Source organism: Sorangium sp. So ce119 (genome assembly GCF_051524405.1).
GTDB classification, from domain to species: domain Bacteria; phylum Myxococcota_A; class Polyangia; order Polyangiales; family Polyangiaceae; genus Sorangium; species Sorangium cellulosum_G.
On record NZ_CP150310.1, the window covers coordinates 2,696,879 to 2,714,574 of the forward strand.

The window sequence follows — 17,696 nt, forward strand, 5'->3', positions numbered from 1 at the left end:
GAGCGTCGAGCCGACGTCGCGGCGTACATCGAACCTCAATCCCGCCCGAGCAAGGGAACCTTGGGGCGAGGCGGCGGGGGCCGTCGCTCGCCCGGGGGCGGCTTCGGCGTGGCCCTCGGCGGCGCGGTCGCTGTCGCGCGCGCGGGCGGGCCCACGCTGGCGCTCGCGCTGGGCGCGGGCCGGTCGGGCTCTGCGACGGGCGCCGGCGCCGCGTCGGGGGCCGCCGTCGAGGGCTCCGCCGGCCGCGGCGCGGTCGGCGCCGGCGTGATCGTGGCGCTGGCCACGCCGGCGTCGGGCGCCGCGTCGTCCGGCGATGCCGCCACGGCCGCCTCGGGCTCGCTCCCGGCGCGGAGCAGGAGCCAGCTCCCCATGCCGAGCACCCCGAGGCCCAGGACGACCGCTGCGGCGACGATCGGCGTCCGGCTCGGCCTCACCGGCACGAGCGCCCCCCCCGTGACGGAGGTCACCGAGGTCTCCATCATGGTCGCCGCGAGGGGCACACCCGCCGAGCGAGACGGGTGATCCGGAGGGCCCATCGGCGCGACGCCCGTCATCGCGGGCGCCGTCGTCGCCTGCGCCGCGCTCGCGGGCATCATCATCGCGGGCGCCGCCGTCCCGTGCATCCCCATCGCGAGCGCCGTCGTCCCGGGCGTCGTCGGCATCGGCGTCGCGAGCACCGGCGTGGGGGAGCTCCCCAGCGACCAGGGCGGCGCGCTCGTGCGCGGCGCCGGCCCGCTGCTCGCCGTGGCGACGCCGAGCACGTCGGAGAGCGCCTGCGCCGCCTCGCTCGCGGTGCGGAACCGCGCCGCAGGATCGACGGCCGTGGCCCGGGCGAACCACGCGTCGAAGCTCGGCGGCAGCACCACGCGATTCGTCATCGCCCGCTTCACCGGGGACTCCTGCGGCCCGTGGACGACCACGAGCGCGAACGCGATCACGTCGCCCGCGCTGAGCGCCTCCGGGCTCCAGTACGGCGTCCCGACGAGGAGCGTGTACGCGATCATCCCGAGCGCGTAGATGTCCACCGCGCTGGTGAGCTTCGTGTCGACGCGGAACTGCTCGGGCGCCATGTAGATGGGCGTCCCGAGGCTCCGCGTCACGCCGGCCGCGGTCCCGCCCTCGGCGAGCAGCTTCGCCACGCCGAAATCGAGGATCTTCATGCGGGGCGTCCCGTCGTCCCGCTGGGTCACGAACAGGTTCTCGGGCTTCAGGTCCCGGTGGATGATGGATGCGGCGTGGGTCCGGTCGAGGGCGGACGCTGTCTGCTGGAGGATCGTCGCGACCTCGCCGGGCGGCAGCCTGCCGAGGCGCTTCAGGCGCTTGCCGAGCTCCTCGCCGCGCAGCAGCTCCATGACGAGGAACGGCATCCCGGTCGCCTCGTCGATGCCGGCGTCGAAGACGTCGACGATGTACTCGCTCTCGATGTCGGCCGTGATCTGCGCCTCGCGCTTGAAGCGGCTGCGCATCTCCTCGCTCTGGAAGAGGTACGCGTGCATCACCTTGAGCGCCCGGCGTCGGTTCGTCTCGAGGTGCACCGCCTCGTAGACGGACCCCATCGCGCCGAGGGCGAGGAGGCGCACGACGCGATAGCGGTGCGCAAAGACCGTTCCGTCCGCGAGCGTGGCCGACACGGCGGGAGGGTCGCGCGCGCCGGCGGTCGCGTCAAGGATCCAGGACCGGCGGAGGCCAGCGTGCCGCGCCCGTCCCTGCCGGCGCGCCCCGGCCCCCGAGCACCGCGCTCTCGCGCACGCGGCCTGGCGCCGGCGTATTCGCCTGTCGGGGAGCGCTCCTGGAAGGCGGAGGTGAGCAAGGCCGCCTCCTCGCTGCGCCAGCTCGCCCCCGAGCATGGGGTTCGCGTCCGGGGGGACGGCGGCGCGGTCATCGCGCTCGAGCGGGTAGTCCTCTGCGTACGAGTTCAGCGCCCTCTGCCACGCGTTACCTCGGCGCGTGTCGACCGGCAGATGCGGTCTCGAGACGAGCGTCGCGACTCCCACGCTCCTCGTGGCGGGCTCTGGCCGCGAGCGTCGCTCGACACGGCCTCACCGGAACGGCGCCGCACGCGATCGAACGTGGCCAGTCGCGAGCGACCGCGAGAACCGGCCGCCACCGGGCGGACTCCGCGGCTCCGACCTTGCTCCGGGAGCCTCCAGCGGTTCTTCTGAGCGCGCGGCGCGTGGGGACGGGCGCACGTCGCGAACGGCGTGGCGCAGCGCCGAGGGGTCCTGGTAGAGTCGTGGCCGGGCTCGATTTCGACGTGGCCAGGAGCAGCGAGCGGGCGTGAGGCAAGCGGGTCACGACGGAGCAGTTGAGCCCGATGCAGGGCGATCGGACACCATCCTGATCGTCGACGACGTGCCCGCCAACCTCGCGGTCGCCATCGCTCACCTGGAAGACCAGGGGTTCGACATCGCGATCGCGCAGGACGGCGAGGAGGCCCTGGAGCGGGCCGAGCTCCTGCGGCCGGATCTGATCCTGCTCGACGTCATGCTGATGCCCGGGATGAACGGCCTGGAGACGTGCCGGCGCCTGAAGGCGCGCGCGAGCACCCGAGAGACCCCCGTGATCTTCATGACCGCCCTGGCGGAGACCGCCGACAAGGTCGCCGGCTTCGAGGCCGGCGGGGTCGATTATGTCACCAAGCCGTTCCAGCCCGACGAGGTCGTCGCGCGCGTCAAGACGCACCTCACCATGCACGCGATGCGCAGGAAGATCGAGGCGCAGAACGCGCAACTCCAGCGCGAGATCGCCATGCGCGAGCAGTTCGAGGCCGCGCTGCGGCTCGCCCATGACGCCCTGGAGCAGCGGGTCGGGGAGCGCACGAACGAGCTCGCCGCCGCGAATGCCACGCTCCAGGAGGAGGTCGCCGAGCGCAAGCGGGCGCTCGTGGCCTTGCGCGAGAGCCAGGAGCTCCTCCGGGCGGTCATCGACAACTCGACGGCCATCGTCTACGTGAAGGACGCGGAGGGGCGGTATCTGCTGATCAACCGCCACTACGAGAAGCTCTTTCACGTGACCGAGGCGTCGGTCCTGGGCAGGACCGATCACGATGTGTTCCCCCGCGCGCAAGCCGACGCGTTCCGCTCCCTCGATCGGCGGGTGCTGGAGGCCCGGACGCCGCAACAGGCCGAGGAGCACGTGATGCAGGATGACGGCCTGCGCACGTACATCTCGGTCAAGTGCCCGCTGTACGACGCCGCCGGCCGCCCGTACGCCGTCTGCGGGATCTCGACCGACATCACCGAGCGCAAGCGCGCGGAGGAGGAGCGGGAGGCGCTCCTCGCCCGCGAGCAGGCCGCGCGCGAGAAGGCCGAGGCCGCAGATCGCCTGAAGGACGAGTTCCTCGCGACGCTCAGCCACGAGCTGCGCACGCCGCTCACCTCGATCGTCGGCTGGGCGCAGCTCCTGCGCAACGGCGTCGTGGACGCGGCCACCCTGCGGCGCGGCTGCGAGTCCATCGAGCGCAATGGCTGGGCCGAGCTGCAGATCATCGAGGATCTGCTCGACGTCTCCGCGATCGTCACCGGCAAGATGACCTTGAAGGCGCGTCCGGTCTGCCTCGCCTCCGTCCTCCGCGCGGCGCTCGACACGCTGAAGCTGGCCGCCGAGGCCAAGGGCGTCGGCGTCTCGATGTCATCGAGTCCGACGGTCGGGAGGGTCTGGGGCGACGGCGGTCGCTTGCAGCAGGTCGCCTGGAACCTGCTGAGCAACGCCATCAAATTCACGCCCTCCGGCGGGCGCGTCACCGCGTCGCTCGAGGAGGTCGACGGCGTGGCGCGGATCCGCGTCAGCGACACCGGGGAGGGGATCCGCGCGACGTTTCTGCCGCACCTGTTCGAGCGGTTTCGCCAGGCGGACAGCTCGATCCAGCGCGAGCGCGGCGGGCTCGGGCTCGGCCTCTCCATCGTGCGGCACCTCGTGGAGCTGCACGGCGGCACGGTTCGCGGCGAGAGCGATGGGCCGGGGCAGGGCGCGACGTTCACGGTCGAGCTCCCGCTCATGCCGGCGGTCGAGCAGCCCGCTGCGCCGGGCACCGCCGGCGCGAGGGGGGGCGGCGAGGGGGCCTCCACGCGGGCCCTGGCCGGCATGCGCGTCGTGGTGATCGACGACGAGCCCGACATGCGGGAGCTGATGACGCGCCTCCTCGCAGGGGCGGGCGCCGAGGTCCGCGTGGCCGGGGTCGCGCGGGAGGGCTTCGAGCTGGTCGAGCCGTGGCGGCCGGACGTCATCGTGAGCGACATCGGCCTGCCCGGCGAGGACGGTCACGCGCTGATCCGCCGTGTCCGCGCGCTGCCCGCCGAGCGTGGCGGCAAGACGCCCGCGGTCGCGCTGACCGCCCATGCCGGCCAGGACGCGCGCGAGCAGACGCTCTCGGAGGGCTACCAGGTACACATCGCCAAGCCTGTCGATCCCGCCACGCTCATCGATGTGATCGCCAGCCTGGCCAGCCTCGGCAGGGAAGATCTCTCCCGCGCCTAGCGGGATCGAGCGCGGCGAGAGCGGGCCCGGCCGTTTCGGGCGGTGCCCGGCCGTGTCGGGCGGCGCCCGGCCGGGCAGGCGTCGGTTGCGCGACGTCGACGGGCGGATACCATCGCTCGCCGACGATGGCTGTGCTGACGCTCGAGCAAGCGGCGCGCCCGCTCCGGCAGGCGTACCGGGACGGCCGCCTCATTCCTTTTCTTGGCGCAGGCTTCTCTGCTCCGCTCCAGCTGCCGATGTGGAAGGAGCTGATGGGGTGGATGGGCGAGGCGCTCGGCTTCGAGCCCGCGCTCTTCGAGCTGCACGGCCTCGCCCCGCAGCTCGCCGGCTTCTTCGCGCGGGAGTGTCAGGGCGGCCTCGACAGCTTCATCGCCGAGATGCGCGCGCGCTTTCACGCGCGCGAGGTCGACGAGCGCCGCAGGAGCTCGCCCCAGCACAAGGCGCTGGCGCGCCGCGACTTCACGACCATCTACACGACGAACTTCGAGCACCACATCGAGGAGGCGCTGCGCGACGCGGGCAAGCCGGTCGTCCCCCTCTCCAAGTTCGACGATTTCGCGCGGTGCCCGGCCCAGGGCGTGTGCCAGGTCATCAAGTTTCATGGAGATCTCGACTGGCCCGAGACGGTGGTGCTGACCGAGTCCCAGTACTTCAGCCGCCTCCGGCTCGAGGCGGCGCCCGACCAGCGCCTGCGGGCGGATCTGCTCAGCAACAGCTTCCTCTTCCTCGGCTACAGCTTCAGCGACGTGGACATCCGGTACATCTGGTACCGCATGGAGCAGATGCGCATCGAGGGCAGCTCTCCTGGCGCGAGGCGAGCGCCGAACCGCCGTGGCTACTGGGCGACCTTCGGCGCCGGGCTCGTCCAGCCGGCGCTGCTCGAGGACTGGCACATCGACGTGATCGAGCTCGATCCGAACGACAAAACGAAGAGCGTTGTGGATCTGCTCGACGCGCTGGACGGATGAGGGCGACGCCGATGGTCTATTTCGTCTCGTCGAACGAGAGGAAGCTCGAGGACATGGTCCACGCCTGGCAGGGCGGCCCGACGCCGCTGCGTCTGCTGCTCCTCGATGTGCCCGAGGTCCTCTCCTCGGACCTCGACACGGTCGTACGGGAGAAGGCCATCGCTGCTTACCGCGTGGCGCTCGTGCCGCTGTTCGTGGAGCACGGCGGGCTCTTCATCGAGCACCTCAACGGCTTTCCCGGCCCGCTCGTGAAGCCGTTCTGGGAGCGGCTGCAAGACAGGATCTGTTCTCTCATCCCCCCGGGGCTCTCGCGCGCCGCGCGCGTCGTGCAGAAGGTGTGTTATTGCGACGGCCGGACGCTCCGCGTCTACACGGGCACCGTCCCTGGGGAGATCGCCTGCGAGCGGCGGGGCGAATGCGGCACGGACTGGGAGCCGATGTTCGTCCCCGCCGGGGACATGCGGACGCTGGGGCAGATGCCCCGTGACGAGCGTCTCCGCTGCTCGGCGAGCGCGGAGGCCCTGCGCGTTTTCCGAAGCGATATCGGCCTGTGATGCGCGCGCCCTCCCGGCGCAAGAATACGTGTGCTGGACGGCGCGTTGACCGGAACGTGCCCCCGCAGCCTCGCCTCACCCGACGTCGCCTCCGCCTGCCGAGCCCTCGGCGTCTCGCCTACCTTGCCATCGTGACCCTGATGTCGCTGCTCGTCGTCGGTGCGGCCCTGGGCGGCGCGCGCCTCTGGGTCCGCCGGTCGGCGAGCATCTACCGCGCGCTCGACGCGGTTCCGCGCGGCGAGGTGGCCATCGTCCCGGGCGCGCTCGTGTGGTCAGACGGAACGCCATCGCCGGCCCTCGAGGATCGCCTCGCCGCGGCGCTCGATCTGTACCGCGCCGGCAAGGTGCGGCGCATCCTGGTCTCGGGGGACCACGGCCGCGTCGGCTACGACGAGCCCAACGCGATGCGCGCCTGGCTCGTGAGGCGGGGCGTGCCTTCCGGGGATGTGTTCATGGATCATGCGGGCCTGCGCACGCTGGACACCATGCAGCGCGCCGCGCGCGTCTTCGGCGTGCGCGACGCCGTGGTGTGCACCCAGGAATTTCACCTGCCGCGCGCCCTGTACCTGGCGCGCGCGGCGGGCTTCCCCGCGGTGGGCTACGCCGCTGACCGGCGCGTCTACGCGAACGCCGACCTCGACGCGCGGCGCGAGCTCCTCGCCACGGCGCTCACGTTGCTGGATACCTGGATCGGCAGAGCGCCGCGGTTCCTGGGGCCGCCGGTGCCCATCCAGGGCGACGCGCGCGCCTCGCACGACGCATGGACCCGCGAGCTGGTGGTCCGATGAGGCGAACACGCGTCCTTCCGAGGAGCGCCGCCCGGAAGACGCCATGACGACCTGCTGCGCGGCCCGACGCGGCGCGCGATCACAGCGATCACATCATCGCCGAACTCCCACATTCACCGACACGAACGACACATGAAGCGCCTCCTGCGTTCCGGCACCGCCGAAAACCGAGTGTGCCACCATGAGGTGCTTGACTTCCGTATCGCATTGGAGTTCCTACCGTCCTCGACCGCGGCAAGGGAGCAAGAGTCTGAAGTCCGGCATTCCTCTCCCCTGCGTCCCGAGGTTACCCCCAGTCTGAGCGGAGGAGATCCATGGAGTTCAGGTTGCTTGGCGGTTCAGGGTTCAAGGTTCCCGTGCTGAGCCTCGGGACGGGGACGTTCGGCGGAGGCAACGAGTTCTTCAAGGGGTGGGGCGCGAGCGACGTGGCCGAGGCGACCCGGCTCGTGGACATCTCGCTCGAGGCCGGGATGAACATGTTCGACTCGGCCGATATCTACTCCGATGGGCTGGCGGAGGAGATCCTCGGCCAGGCGATCAAGGGCCGGCGGGATCAGGTCATCATCTCCACGAAGGCGACCTTCCGGATGGGCGCGGGCCCGAACGACGTCGGCTCTTCGCGACATCATCTGGTGAGGTCGGTCGAGGGGTGCTTGCGCCGGCTCCAGACGGATTACATCGATCTCTTCCAGCTCCACGGCTTCGACGCGCTCACGCCGGTCGAGGAGACGCTCGGCACGCTGGACGATCTCGTGCGAGCGGGGAAGATTCGCTATCTCGGCTGCTCGAATTTCTCCGGCTGGCACCTGATGAAGTCGCTGGCGGTCTCGGAGAAGTACGGTCTTTCTCGCTACGTGGCCCATCAGGCGTACTACTCGTTGATCGGGCGCGACTACGAGTGGGAGCTGATGCCGCTGGCGCTCGATCAGAAGGTCGGCGCGGTGGTCTGGAGCCCGCTGGGCTGGGGGCGGCTGACCGGGAAGATCCGGCGCGGGCAGCCGCTGCCGGAGGTCAGCCGGCTCCGGAACAAGCTGGCTGCCGAGGGCGGTCCGCAGATGGATGACGAGTATCTCTATCGCGTGGTCGACGCGCTCGACGAGGTGGCGAAGGAGACGGGCAAGACCGTCCCGCAGGTCGCGATCAACTGGCTCTTGCAGCGGCCGAGCGTCGCGAACGTCATCATCGGCGCCCGGAACGAGGAGCAGCTCCGACAGAACCTCGGCGCGGTCGGGTGGAACTTGACGGCCGAGCAGGTCGCGAAGCTGGACGCCGCGAGCAAGACGAGGCTGGCGTATCCCTACTTTCATCAGACCGGGTTCGCCGAGCGCAATCCGTTCCCTGTCGCGGTCTGATCGTCAGGACCTGTCGCGGCGCGGTCGGCACGCTCGATCGCGGTTTGAACGTCACGACCTGACGGCGCGAGGCTGCCGCCGCGACCGCGGCCGGCGTGCGCCGCGGCCGCCCAACCTCGGTCAGGTTCGACTCGGTGGGAGCGACACGGACGGGCGACCGGGCGGTGGCGTCCGGTGCCCGGACGTGCAGAATCAGCGTCGTGCTCATCCTCAGTGACTTCGACGGAACGATCACCTGCGCGGACCTGACGAACCGGATCTGGGACGCTCACCTCCGCTATGACTGGCGGCAAGCGCTGCTCACGCCTGTCGCTGACGGCCAGCTCACGCCGCTGGGGCTCCTCCAGCGCGGCTACGCCGATGTCGAACGCTCGGCAGCGGAGCTGCTGGAGGAGCTGCGCCCCCACGCCGCGCTGCGCCCCGGCTTCGAGGACTTGCTGGCGCTCTGCGCCCGCCGGGGGTGGGTCTTCCACGTCGTCAGCCACGGGCTGCCGTTCTACATCCGCGAGTTTCTGCCGCCCGGCACGGCGTTCTCCTGCTTCGATGCCGTCTTCGACGGGCGCTGGCGGGTCACGCTGCCCGAGGCGGTGCCGCTCGGTCCCGGGGACGACTTCAAGGTCCGCGTGATCGATCGGCTGAAGGCGGCGACCGGCGAGAGCGCCACCGTCTACATCGGCGACGGTCGCCTCGACTATCCCGCCGCGCGGTGCTGCGACCGCATCTTCGCGGTGCGGGACAGCGCTCTCGACGCGCTCTGCGCCCGCGACGGGGTGCCGTGCACGCCGTTCGACAGCTTCACCGAGGTCTGCGCGGCGCTCGACGACGCGGCGCGGCCCATCGATGAGCGTGCCGCGCGCGAGCATCGATAGAGCCCTCGTCAAGGCACGTCTTCATCCGGCCCGCGATCCTGGCACGGGACTTCCTTGCTCTGCAGCGCTGGCACTGAGCAGATGGCGGGTCAGGCCACCTCGGTCGCTCCCTGCGCTCCCGCCGGAGCTGCGTGTCGCGGCGATGTCCTCGATGAGACTCCTTCTGGAGCCTCGTGATGTCCTCGCCATTACCTCGAGAGCCCTGATGGGCGAACGCAGCTTCTCAGCGCCGTGCCAGGCGTGCCAGCGGCGCGTGCCAGAGGGCGCCACGAGCAAACGCCGTCTGATGGCTTGACCTCGCGGCTCGGCGACGCTTCCTTGCTTCGGGTGATGCCGCGGACGACCCGGCCGCGGCGGGAACCACCTTGCTGCGCGTCCCAGGCACGGGACGTGCCGTGTGTTCGGGCACGGGACGTGCCGTGTGCAAGCGCGTCGATCGATGCGGGCGTCTGTCCGGAAGAGCTCAGTTCCGGCATGGCGCGCCTGCCAGACGAGTGCTAGATTGCAGGTTTTGCGAATAGTACATACGCAACCTGGACCTTAGTTCGCTTCAGGTGGTGTCCATGAGCGGCGACATACAGCCCGGCTGTATCAATGGCACGCTGAGAAGGCTGAGAAGCAGGATCAGGGCGGAACAGGACTGGATACCAAGAGCAGCTTGACTTTATCATCGTATTGGTTAGTTCCTATCCGCTTATCTCGGGTGTGTGAAGGCGACGTAGGAGGCTCGCCCGTTCGTCTTGTCCATTGCCTCTCAGGAGCCGCTTCGACCGCGGTCGTGTGCGTGCGGGGCAGGATACTGCGCTGCTGGTCGCCCTCCGCGCATGCGCATTGGAGAGCGCTCGGCGGCGCGGGGCGAGCGTAACGCAGGTGAACTGTAAATTGCGGCCCTCGCGAGAAGGCCAGCAGAAGGAGAGCGGTATGATCAGGCGAATGACCGGCGTGGCATTCCTGTTGTCTGCTGCTGCGTGCAGCGTCGCCCAGGATGGCGAGGTGCTGGAAGAGCAAACCGCCGTTGCGATCGATGAGCTGGGCGTGGCGTACATCCGTGTGGACAACCAGGGGATGTCCCACGTGACCGCGTCGGACGAGAAGACCGGTTACGCCGGCCTGTGCTACGCGATGGCGCAGGACCGGCTCTTTCAGATGGACGTGCTGCGCCGCAGCGCTCAGGGGCGCCTCGCGGAGATCTACGGTCCCGGAGAGGCAGACACCGTCCTCAATCAGGACCTCCTCGCGCGAGCACAGAACCTGCCCGCGTTCGCGGCGGCGCGCTACGCAGCGGCGGCCACGCGCACCAAGCGCGTCCTGCAGGGCTGCGCCGCGGGCGTGAACCAGTACATCTCCAGAGCGAAGGCCTCGAGCAGCGGCTTGCCTCTCGAGTTCCAGACCCTGGGTTATCAGCCGGACCCGTGGACGCCCGAGGACAGCGTCCTCGCCTACATCTACGTGGGCGTCACGTTCGACACGCTGACGTGGTTCACCAAGCTCGAGCGCGCGTCGGTGGCGACCATCGCAGGGACGGAGGTCTCGACGACGCTGATCAAGGAGGCCCCGGACAGCGTGTCGATGTTTGACGCGCAGGGCAAGCTGAACCCGGTGTCGCAGTTCCTCGTGCCGTCCGGTCCGAGCGCGCCGTCGGCCACCATCGTCAACCCGCCACCGCCGTCTTGCCTGGAGGGCCCGCGCGAGCTCGCGGAGCAGCTCCGGCGCATGGCGCCTGCGAGCGGGCGCGCCAGCAACGCGTGGGCGGTCGACGGGCACCTCACCTCCACCGGCAAGCCGCTCCTGGCGACCGATCCGCACTTCCCTCACTCGACCCCCTCGGCCGTCTACGTGGCGCAGCTCAAGGTGAACGGGATGTACAACGTCGCGGGCTGGATGGTGCCCGGGTTCCCCGGGTTCATCAGCGGCCACACCGACCGCATCGCCTGGGTGCCGACCTACTCGCTCTTCGACAGCGTCGATCTGTACGTGGAGACGCTCCGCGGAGCGAGCGGAGGGGGCGAGGAGGCGCTCATCAACGGCCAGTGGAGGCCGGTCACCACGCGCGTGGAGACGATCCGCGTGAAGGGGCAGCCTGACGTGCAGCGGACGTTCCGCGCGACGCCCCACGGGCCCGTCCTCAACGACGGTCTCGATGGGCTGGAGACGTTCGGCACCCTCGCGCTGAAGTCCACTTCGGGTCAGCCGGAGTGGAAGGTCGATGGCTACTTCGAGATGCCGGAGGCGACGAACTGGACGCAGTTCAGGACGGCGGCGCTGAAGCAGAGCATCGGGTGGAACTTCATCTTCGCGGACTACACGGGGACCCACGGCCACATCGGCTACCAGAACTCGGGGCTCGCGCCGCAGCGCCAGAGCCCGCTGAACGCGCTCTACCCGGTGCCGGGGACGGGTGGACACGAGTGGACCGGGTACGCGACCAACGCCGAGCTGCCCTCGGTCTACGATCCGCCTTCGCATGTCCTGGTGACGGCGAATCACCGGATGGTCCCGCGGAACTACGCGCCGAAGGGGCGCCCGGTCCACCTCGCCAACTACTGGGATATGCCGTGGCGCGCGCAGCGGATCATGACGCGGCTCACGACGGCGACGGCGCCGCTCACGCCGCAGGACATGGCGTCGATCCAGCTCGACACGCAGACCACGATCGGGTTGCCGCTGCGCGACACCTACCTGGCTGCGCTCGGGCGCGTCGGCCTGCCAGCGGACGATCCGAGCGCGGCCGCCGCGGTGGCCGCTCTCGAGCAGTGGGACGGGAACGCTGCGGCGAGCAGCCAGGGCGCGGCCGTCTACGAGATGCTCACGTTGATCCTGCTCCGCAACACGGTGAGGGACGTGATCGGGCCCGAGGAGTATGCGCTCTTCGCGCCCAGCGTGTTCCTCACCAACCAGCTCAGCGGCTTGATGGACGTGCTCGAGAACCCGCGCGCGCCGTACTTCGGCATCACCGCGGGCGTCGACCCGGTGGCCCTGCGCGACCAGGCCGTCCGCACAGCGCTCGGCCAGGCGGACGCGATGCTCCGCGACGCGCTGGGACCGGACGTGAGCGCGTGGACATGGGGCGGGATTCACACGCTGACCTACAACCACCCGCTCGCGGGCGAGGACGAGCGCTTCAACATCGGCACCTTCCCCGCGACCGGCGATGTGGAGACGGTGAACATCGGCGGGTGGTTCGCGAAGGTCGGCAACCTGGATCTTCCGCCTGGTGATTTCGAGGACGAAGGCGGGGTGCGCGGCGCCCTCGACCAGGACGCGCTCAGCGCGACGCGCCTCGTCTGGAACCTCTCGCCGATCGACGGCTCGCTGGGGGTGATGAGCACCGGCATGAGCGGGGATCCGCGCACGTGCCACTTTGCGGATCACGCCGAGGCATGGAGAGAGGGGCAGATCTTCCCGATGCCGTTCTCGTCCGCAGCGATCCCTTGAGTTGACCAAGACAACACGTGATCGTCGTCACCCCGGCACGAGATCGACCTGACGGAGGTCGCCGACCATGGACGACGTAAGACGACCAGACGCCCCTGCGCCCTGACCCGGGTCAGGCTCCTGCCCGGCGCCCGCCACCGAACCCGCCTCACGGGTCGCCGGATCCATCACTCCGACCCAAGCCGTCACCGCCAGCAGCCGCCGCCGGTCAGGTCGCGACGGCCCTTGATGCGGGGCAGGTCGCCGCCGCCAGTCACGTCGGGAGGCCCTCCTTGACGTAGCTCGCCGCCGCACCAGACGACGTACCGATGGCGGCGATGTGCAACGTACCCACGGCGGATCGAACGTTTCAGCCCGTGTGTGTGAATCAAGCGACAATTTCTGCGCTTCCTCCCTATGCACATCAGGAAGCGCAGGAGGCCTCGACCCACGAGCTCGCCGCCCTCAGGCGCTCCCTTGGAGCGGCGCGCGAGTTCATTTCACGGACCCACGGGCAGGCTCTCAGCAGTGATTATGTATGGACGCTTACGTGCGTGCTGACCGGGGGATCGCCGGTTCATGGGTGAAAGCAAGGAAACAGGAGAGAATACATGACATCGACGACACTGCGAGCTGAGGACATCACGGTGAGGGCCTGTGGTATCACCGACGTTGGCCGTGTTCGTAAGAACAACGAGGACACGCTCCTCATCGCGCACCTCGCGTCGGTCGCCAAGACCGCGCCGCCTGCCCAGGCGGTCGCCTTCGAGGCGTCCTATCCCGTCTTGCTCGCCGTCTCCGATGGCATGGGCGGCGCGGCCGCCGGCGAGGTCGCGAGCGCCCTTGTCGTCGAGGCGCTGCGGCGCGCGATGGCCTCCGCGCGCGGCAACTGGGATGAGGCGACGATCCTCGCCGTGGAGCGAGCAAACCGCGAGGTGTGGCAGGCCTCGCAGCAGCCCGGCCATAAAGGGATGGGAGCGACGCTCACCGCGATCTGCGTGCACGGGACGGAGGCGCACGTCGCCGAGGTGGGCGACTCGCGCGCCTACCTGATCCGCAACGGGCAGATCCTCCAGATCACGCACGATCAGAGCTTCGTGCAAGCGCTCATCGACGCGGGCATGATCCAGCCCGAGGAGGCGGAGCGCCATCCGATGAGGAGCATGCTGCTCCAGGCGATGGGCCTGGACCCCGAGGTCAAGGCCAGCGTCGCCCGGCTCGATCTGCGGCGTGACGATCGCCTCCTGCTCTGCTCGGACGGGCTCTCCAACAAGCTCTCGGCCGCGGACATGCTCGCCGCCGTCGAGCAAGGTCCCTCGATCGAGGCCACGTGCGAGCGGCTCGTCGCGCTCGCGAACGGTCGCGGCGGCGAGGACAACATCACGGCCATCGTCGCCGAGGTGCACGGCGAAGGGCTCACGCCGCCGGCGAGGGGTGAGAGGGTCGCCCAGACGCTCCACACGGTCACCGAGTTCGAGCCGAAGAAGAAGATCTGACGCTCACCCCGCCGGCTCCGCCGAGCTGTCTCTTCAGCTCCTCTGGCCGACCTGCGCGCGTCTCGCGGCGACGGGGGAGCGCGTCGCCGCCGACCTCGCGGTCGCGGTGCGGCGCGCTCCTCGCTGGTCGCTCGGACCTTCGCGCGCCCTGGCTCGGTCGTGCTAGAGGCGGGCGGTAAGACAGGGGAGCGCGCATGATCTCGGGAACACTTCGCGGCGTCGCCTTCGATCTGGACGGGACCCTGCTGCGATCCGACCATTCGGTCTCCGCGGAGATGCGCTCGCTGTGCTCGGCGTTGATCCGGCAGGGGATCCTGCTGACGCTGATCAGCTCGCGCCCCGCTCGCTCGGTGGAGGAGATCGCCCGTGGCCTGGGGCTGGAAGGCCCATGGTCGGCGCTGAACGGGGCCATCGTCTTCGGCTCCGACCGAGAGAGCCTCGACCGCTCCCCGCTGCCGGAGGCGACCGTCGAGCGCCTCCTGGCGCGCTACGGGCGCGACGAACGCGTCAGCCTTAACCTCTACGCGGGCTTCGACTGGATCGTTCAAGCCGTCGACGTTCGCGTCCGCGTCGAAGAGCACATCATCGGCTTCGCGCCCACGGTCGATGTCGGCTTCGCGAGCCGCCCCGTCACCGACAAGATCCTGATGATAACGGACGAAGCAACCGGCGGGGCATGGCTCGCGGAGGAGCTCGAGGCGCTCGACGACGACGTCGCCGTCGCGCGCTCGAAGCCGAACTATATCGAGATCACGCGCAGCAAGATCGACAAGGGGCGCGCGCTCGCGTTCATCGCCGCCTCCCGAGGGCTGTCCGCGCGGGAGTTGGTCGCGGTCGGCGACGGCGAGAACGACATCCCCCTGCTGAAGGCGTGCGGTTATCCCATCGCGATGGGGCACAGCCCGCAATCGCTCAAGCAGGTGGCCGAGCTGGTCGTCGGCAGCAACGACGACGACTCGCTCACCGACGCGATCGGGCGCATCTTCGGCGCGACTCGGTCGCGCTAGATCGGGCGGCCTCTCACGCCGAGGCGGACCGGGGCATCGGCATCCGGCAGGTGGCGACCGAAAACGGCGAGCTGACGTACAGGTTGATCAATCCGATGTTCATCCAGCCGAAGGGCCAGCTCGCCTCCGGTTACGCCTGCTCGACCGCCGCCTGCGTGGACGCGGACGGCACCGCCGGCCCATGCCTCGACGAGGCCGGCGCGGCCATCCCGGATCAGGCTGACAACGTCTACTGACCCTCGGGCCCGCCGCCGCTGGAGGGCCACCGCGCCGCGCGCCGGGGCGCCAGGTCGGCGCGGCGCTCAGATGTGCTTCGGCGGATTGAGCTTCTCGTCCGCCGACTTTCCCTGAACGAGCGCCTTGGCCTTCTCGTACAGGATCCGGAGCCGTCCGCCCTCGGGCTCCCAGTACTCGGCGCGCTCGACGCTCAGCTTCAGGAGGGCGGCGTGAGGGTGGTCGGGCCCGTCCGGCAACCACGCCTTCCATGACGGCTTCCACAGGCTCCGGATCCTCTCCTCATTCCTGTCGATCGTCGCGCGCGCCGAGATCGAGATGTAGGCCCGATCCCGCGGCCTGTAGCAGCAGACCGCGACCTGCTGCTCGCGGGCGATCTCGCCGGTCTTCGGCGTCTCCTCCTGCGTCACGAACCAGAGATCGCAATCCATCAGCTCGGCCGGCTCCTGGATCTCCATCGGCCGCCCTCGCAGCAGCCCCTCCGGGGTCGTCGTGACGAGCATGGCGGTGTCGAACTCCCTGAGCAGCGCGCGCAGCTCACCCATCGACCCGCGGGCCTGCGCCCTGGCGCCTGGCTCTCCACTCTGGTGTTGCTCTCCACTCTGGTGTTGCATGACCACAAAGCTTGTCCGCGGGCCCCGACCCGCAAGCAAGGGCGCGCCCGGACCGGCGTGCGTCGGGGCCCAACGGCGCTCCGGCGCCCCCTGAGGCGCCGCTGCACAGGAGCCCGCCGACAGCGGGGATTTGCGCAGTTGGCGGGCGGGACGATGGCAGGATGCGACGCCGCGACGCGCGCCCGCTCGGCCGAAACGGCGCTCTCCATGCCGGAAGTGCCAGTCGGCAAAGGCACCTGGGCGGCACACATCCTGCTCATTGCGGGGCACACCTCAACCCCGCCCTCAGGCTCTGCCATGACCGCGCTCTGCGACAACCTCGACGATCGCGTCCCCGCCCTCTCGTTCCGGGACGACGCCGCCCGGCTCCGGGAGGATTTCCTCGTGCTCGCCGCGCACGAGATCAGGACGCCGCTCACCTCGCTGCTCCTCCAGCTCCAGCTCACGAAGCGGATGACCGAGCGCGAGCCCGAGAAGACCCCGGCGTGGGCGGCGGCGATGCTGGCCGTCTTCGACCGTCAGCTCGGTCGGCTCGCCAGGCTGTGCGACGACATGTTCGAGGCGCGGCGCGCCGAGCCGCCCCAGCGCGCCCCGGCCCGAGAGCGGATCGACCTCGCCGCGCTCGTCCGCGAGGCGGTCGCGGCCGCGGTCGCGCACCGGCCGGCCGCGCGCGGCGCCATCGTGGTCGCCGTCGAGGGCGCGGTGATCGGCAGGTGGGATCGATCCCAGATCGAGCGCATGGCCTTCCACCTGATCAAGAACGCGATCCTGTTCGGCGAGGACAAGCCGATCTCGGTCGAGGTGCGCGCGACGCGGCTGTGGGCGCGGCTCATCGTGCGCGACCACGGCATGGGGATCGCGCGCGAGGACCAGGAGCGCATCTTCGCGCCCTTCGAGCGCGCGGTCCCGGTGGAGCGCTTCGGCGGCCTGGGGCTCGGCCTCTACATCGCGCACGCCGCGGCGCGCGCGCACGGCGGCGCGATCCGCGTGGAGAGCGAGCTCGGCCGCGGCGCGGCGTTCATCGTCGACCTCCCCCTCGCGCCGCGGCCAAGGGAGCGCGGGCTCCCGGCGCGCAGGGGGCGCCTCACGTCACGGCGCGGCCTCGCCCCGCGCGCGCCCGAGCTGCCGCGCGCCGCGCACCTCAAGCTCGCGCACCACCGCTTGCAGCGCTCGCACTAGGCGCCCGCGCTGGGTTCCTCGGGGCTCTGCCCCGAACCCGGCGCCCGCGACGCGGCCGCGGCGCGGCTCACCCGCCGAGGAACCGGGCGAGCAGGCGCAGGCCGGTCTCCTGGCTCTTCTCGGGGTGGAACTGCGTCGCGGTCACGTTGTCCCGCTCGAGCGCCGCGGTGATCCGGTGCGGGCCGTGCTGCGTCGTCGCCGCGATCAGCGCCGGATCGTCAGGGACGGCGTGGTAGCTGTGGACGAAGTAGACGAACGGGTTCTCGCCCGCGAACGCGCGGAGCGGGCCCTCGACCTCGCGGGTGATCGCGATGCGGTTCCACCCCATGTGGGGGATCTTGATCCCGGCCCAGGGCTCGCCCGCCGGCGCTCCTGCCTCGGCGCCGTCGAGCACCGGGGTGAGGCGCTTGACGATGCCCGGGAAGACGCCGAGCCCTCGCGCGCCTTCGGCTTCCTCGCTCGCGTCGAGGAGCGCCTGCATGCCGAGGCAGATGCCGAGGTACGGCGTGCCCTTGCGGATCTGCTCGCGCAGCGCGTCGCCGAGGCCCGTCGCCAGCGCGGCCGAGCAGTCGCGGAAGGCGCCCTGGCCCGGCACCACCACCTTGTCCGCCCGCGCGATGAGCTCCGGATCGCCCGTGCGCGTCACGGCGCACGGCGCGCCGGCCTCTCCGGCGGCCTGGAGGAGCGCACGCTCGACGGAGCGCAGGTTGCCCATCCCGAAGTCGACGAGGGCGATCGCTTGCAT

At 70.5% G+C, this 17,696-nt stretch carries 14 protein-coding genes; 11 read left to right on the forward strand and 3 right to left on the reverse strand.

Features of this window, described 5'->3' with window-relative positions; all coding sequences use genetic code 11:
• Nucleotides 1-35: 35 nt before the first annotated feature.
• A complete protein-coding gene (locus WME76_RS10335) occupies nucleotides 36-1,631 on the reverse strand; it encodes a protein kinase domain-containing protein (RefSeq protein WP_437959984.1) in 1,596 nt (531 codons plus the stop codon).
• Between the two features lie 646 nt (nucleotides 1,632-2,277).
• Here WME76_RS10335 and WME76_RS10340 point away from each other — a divergent pair.
• The 10 genes from WME76_RS10340 (at nucleotide 2,278) to WME76_RS10385 (ending at nucleotide 15,160) form a co-directional block, all read left to right on the forward strand.
• Nucleotides 2,278-4,476: a response regulator gene (locus tag WME76_RS10340; RefSeq protein ID WP_437959985.1), complete on the forward strand. Its 2,199-nt coding sequence runs from the start codon at nucleotides 2,278-2,280 to the stop codon at nucleotides 4,474-4,476.
• 125 nt (nucleotides 4,477-4,601) lie between these two features.
• Nucleotides 4,602-5,444, forward strand: a complete 843-nt coding sequence (locus WME76_RS10345; protein WP_437959986.1) for an SIR2 family NAD-dependent protein deacylase — start codon at nucleotides 4,602-4,604, stop codon at nucleotides 5,442-5,444.
• Complete coding sequence (locus tag WME76_RS10350) at nucleotides 5,441-5,998, forward strand: non-canonical purine NTP pyrophosphatase (RefSeq protein ID WP_437959987.1); 558 nt, start codon at nucleotides 5,441-5,443, stop codon at nucleotides 5,996-5,998. The genes WME76_RS10345 and WME76_RS10350 overlap by 4 nt, the downstream gene beginning before the upstream one ends.
• A gap of 140 nt (nucleotides 5,999-6,138) precedes the next feature.
• Nucleotides 6,139-6,786 (forward strand): SanA/YdcF family protein, encoded by a 648-nt coding sequence (locus WME76_RS10355; protein WP_437962101.1) that lies wholly within the window; start codon nucleotides 6,139-6,141, stop codon nucleotides 6,784-6,786.
• Between the two features lie 314 nt (nucleotides 6,787-7,100).
• Nucleotides 7,101-8,138: an aldo/keto reductase gene (locus tag WME76_RS10360; protein WP_437959988.1), complete on the forward strand. Its 1,038-nt coding sequence runs from the start codon at nucleotides 7,101-7,103 to the stop codon at nucleotides 8,136-8,138.
• A gap of 200 nt (nucleotides 8,139-8,338) precedes the next feature.
• The gene (locus WME76_RS10365) at nucleotides 8,339-9,007 is read left to right on the forward strand and encodes an HAD-IB family phosphatase (protein ID WP_437959989.1); all 669 of its coding nucleotides are present in this window, start codon (nucleotides 8,339-8,341) and stop codon (nucleotides 9,005-9,007) included.
• Between the two features lie 933 nt (nucleotides 9,008-9,940).
• Entirely contained in the window at nucleotides 9,941-12,442 is a 2,502-nt protein-coding gene (locus WME76_RS10370; protein ID WP_437959990.1) for a penicillin acylase family protein, read from the forward strand.
• Between the two features lie 590 nt (nucleotides 12,443-13,032).
• Nucleotides 13,033-13,917: a PP2C family protein-serine/threonine phosphatase gene (locus WME76_RS10375; protein WP_437959991.1), complete on the forward strand. Its 885-nt coding sequence runs from the start codon at nucleotides 13,033-13,035 to the stop codon at nucleotides 13,915-13,917.
• 194 nt (nucleotides 13,918-14,111) lie between these two features.
• Complete coding sequence (locus WME76_RS10380; RefSeq protein WP_437959992.1) at nucleotides 14,112-14,924, forward strand: Cof-type HAD-IIB family hydrolase; 813 nt, start codon at nucleotides 14,112-14,114, stop codon at nucleotides 14,922-14,924.
• 50 nt (nucleotides 14,925-14,974) lie between these two features.
• Nucleotides 14,975-15,160, forward strand: coding sequence for a hypothetical protein (locus WME76_RS10385; protein WP_437959993.1), 186 nt, complete (start codon nucleotides 14,975-14,977; stop codon nucleotides 15,158-15,160).
• Nucleotides 15,161-15,226: 66 nt separating this feature from the next.
• Here WME76_RS10385 and WME76_RS10390 read toward each other — a convergent pair whose 3' ends face one another.
• Nucleotides 15,227-15,772 (reverse strand): pyridoxamine 5'-phosphate oxidase family protein, encoded by a 546-nt coding sequence (locus WME76_RS10390; protein ID WP_437959994.1) that lies wholly within the window; start codon nucleotides 15,770-15,772, stop codon nucleotides 15,227-15,229.
• 297 nt (nucleotides 15,773-16,069) lie between these two features.
• Here WME76_RS10390 and WME76_RS10395 point away from each other — a divergent pair, with 297 nt between their 5' ends.
• Nucleotides 16,070-16,951, forward strand: coding sequence for a sensor histidine kinase (locus WME76_RS10395; RefSeq protein WP_437959995.1), 882 nt, complete (start codon nucleotides 16,070-16,072; stop codon nucleotides 16,949-16,951).
• A 67-nt stretch (nucleotides 16,952-17,018) separates the two neighbouring features.
• Here WME76_RS10395 and hisH read toward each other — a convergent pair whose 3' ends face one another.
• On the reverse strand, nucleotides 17,019-17,696 hold the full coding sequence (gene hisH / locus WME76_RS10400) for an imidazole glycerol phosphate synthase subunit HisH (protein ID WP_437959996.1): 678 nt from the start codon (nucleotides 17,694-17,696) through the stop codon (nucleotides 17,019-17,021).

Excerpts from the sequence above, each read along its gene's own strand:
- WME76_RS10355 (WP_437962101.1), top strand. The coding sequence starts at position 6,139 with ATGTCGCTGCTCGTCGTCGGTGCGGCCCTGGGCGGCGCGCGCCTCTGG.
- WME76_RS10380 (WP_437959992.1), top strand. The coding sequence starts at position 14,112 with ATGATCTCGGGAACACTTCGCGGCGTCGCCTTCGATCTGGACGGGACC.
- WME76_RS10370 (WP_437959990.1), top strand. The coding sequence starts at position 9,941 with ATGACCGGCGTGGCATTCCTGTTGTCTGCTGCTGCGTGCAGCGTCGCC.
- WME76_RS10345 (WP_437959986.1), top strand. The coding sequence starts at position 4,602 with ATGGCTGTGCTGACGCTCGAGCAAGCGGCGCGCCCGCTCCGGCAGGCG.
- WME76_RS10360 (WP_437959988.1), top strand. The coding sequence starts at position 7,101 with ATGGAGTTCAGGTTGCTTGGCGGTTCAGGGTTCAAGGTTCCCGTGCTG.
- WME76_RS10395 (WP_437959995.1), top strand. The coding sequence starts at position 16,070 with ATGACCGCGCTCTGCGACAACCTCGACGATCGCGTCCCCGCCCTCTCG.
- WME76_RS10350 (WP_437959987.1), top strand. The coding sequence starts at position 5,441 with ATGAGGGCGACGCCGATGGTCTATTTCGTCTCGTCGAACGAGAGGAAG.
- hisH (WP_437959996.1), bottom strand. The coding sequence starts at position 17,696 with ATGCAAGCGATCGCCCTCGTCGACTTCGGGATGGGCAACCTGCGCTCC.
- WME76_RS10390 (WP_437959994.1), bottom strand. The coding sequence starts at position 15,772 with ATGCAACACCAGAGTGGAGAGCAACACCAGAGTGGAGAGCCAGGCGCC.
- WME76_RS10375 (WP_437959991.1), top strand. The coding sequence starts at position 13,033 with ATGACATCGACGACACTGCGAGCTGAGGACATCACGGTGAGGGCCTGT.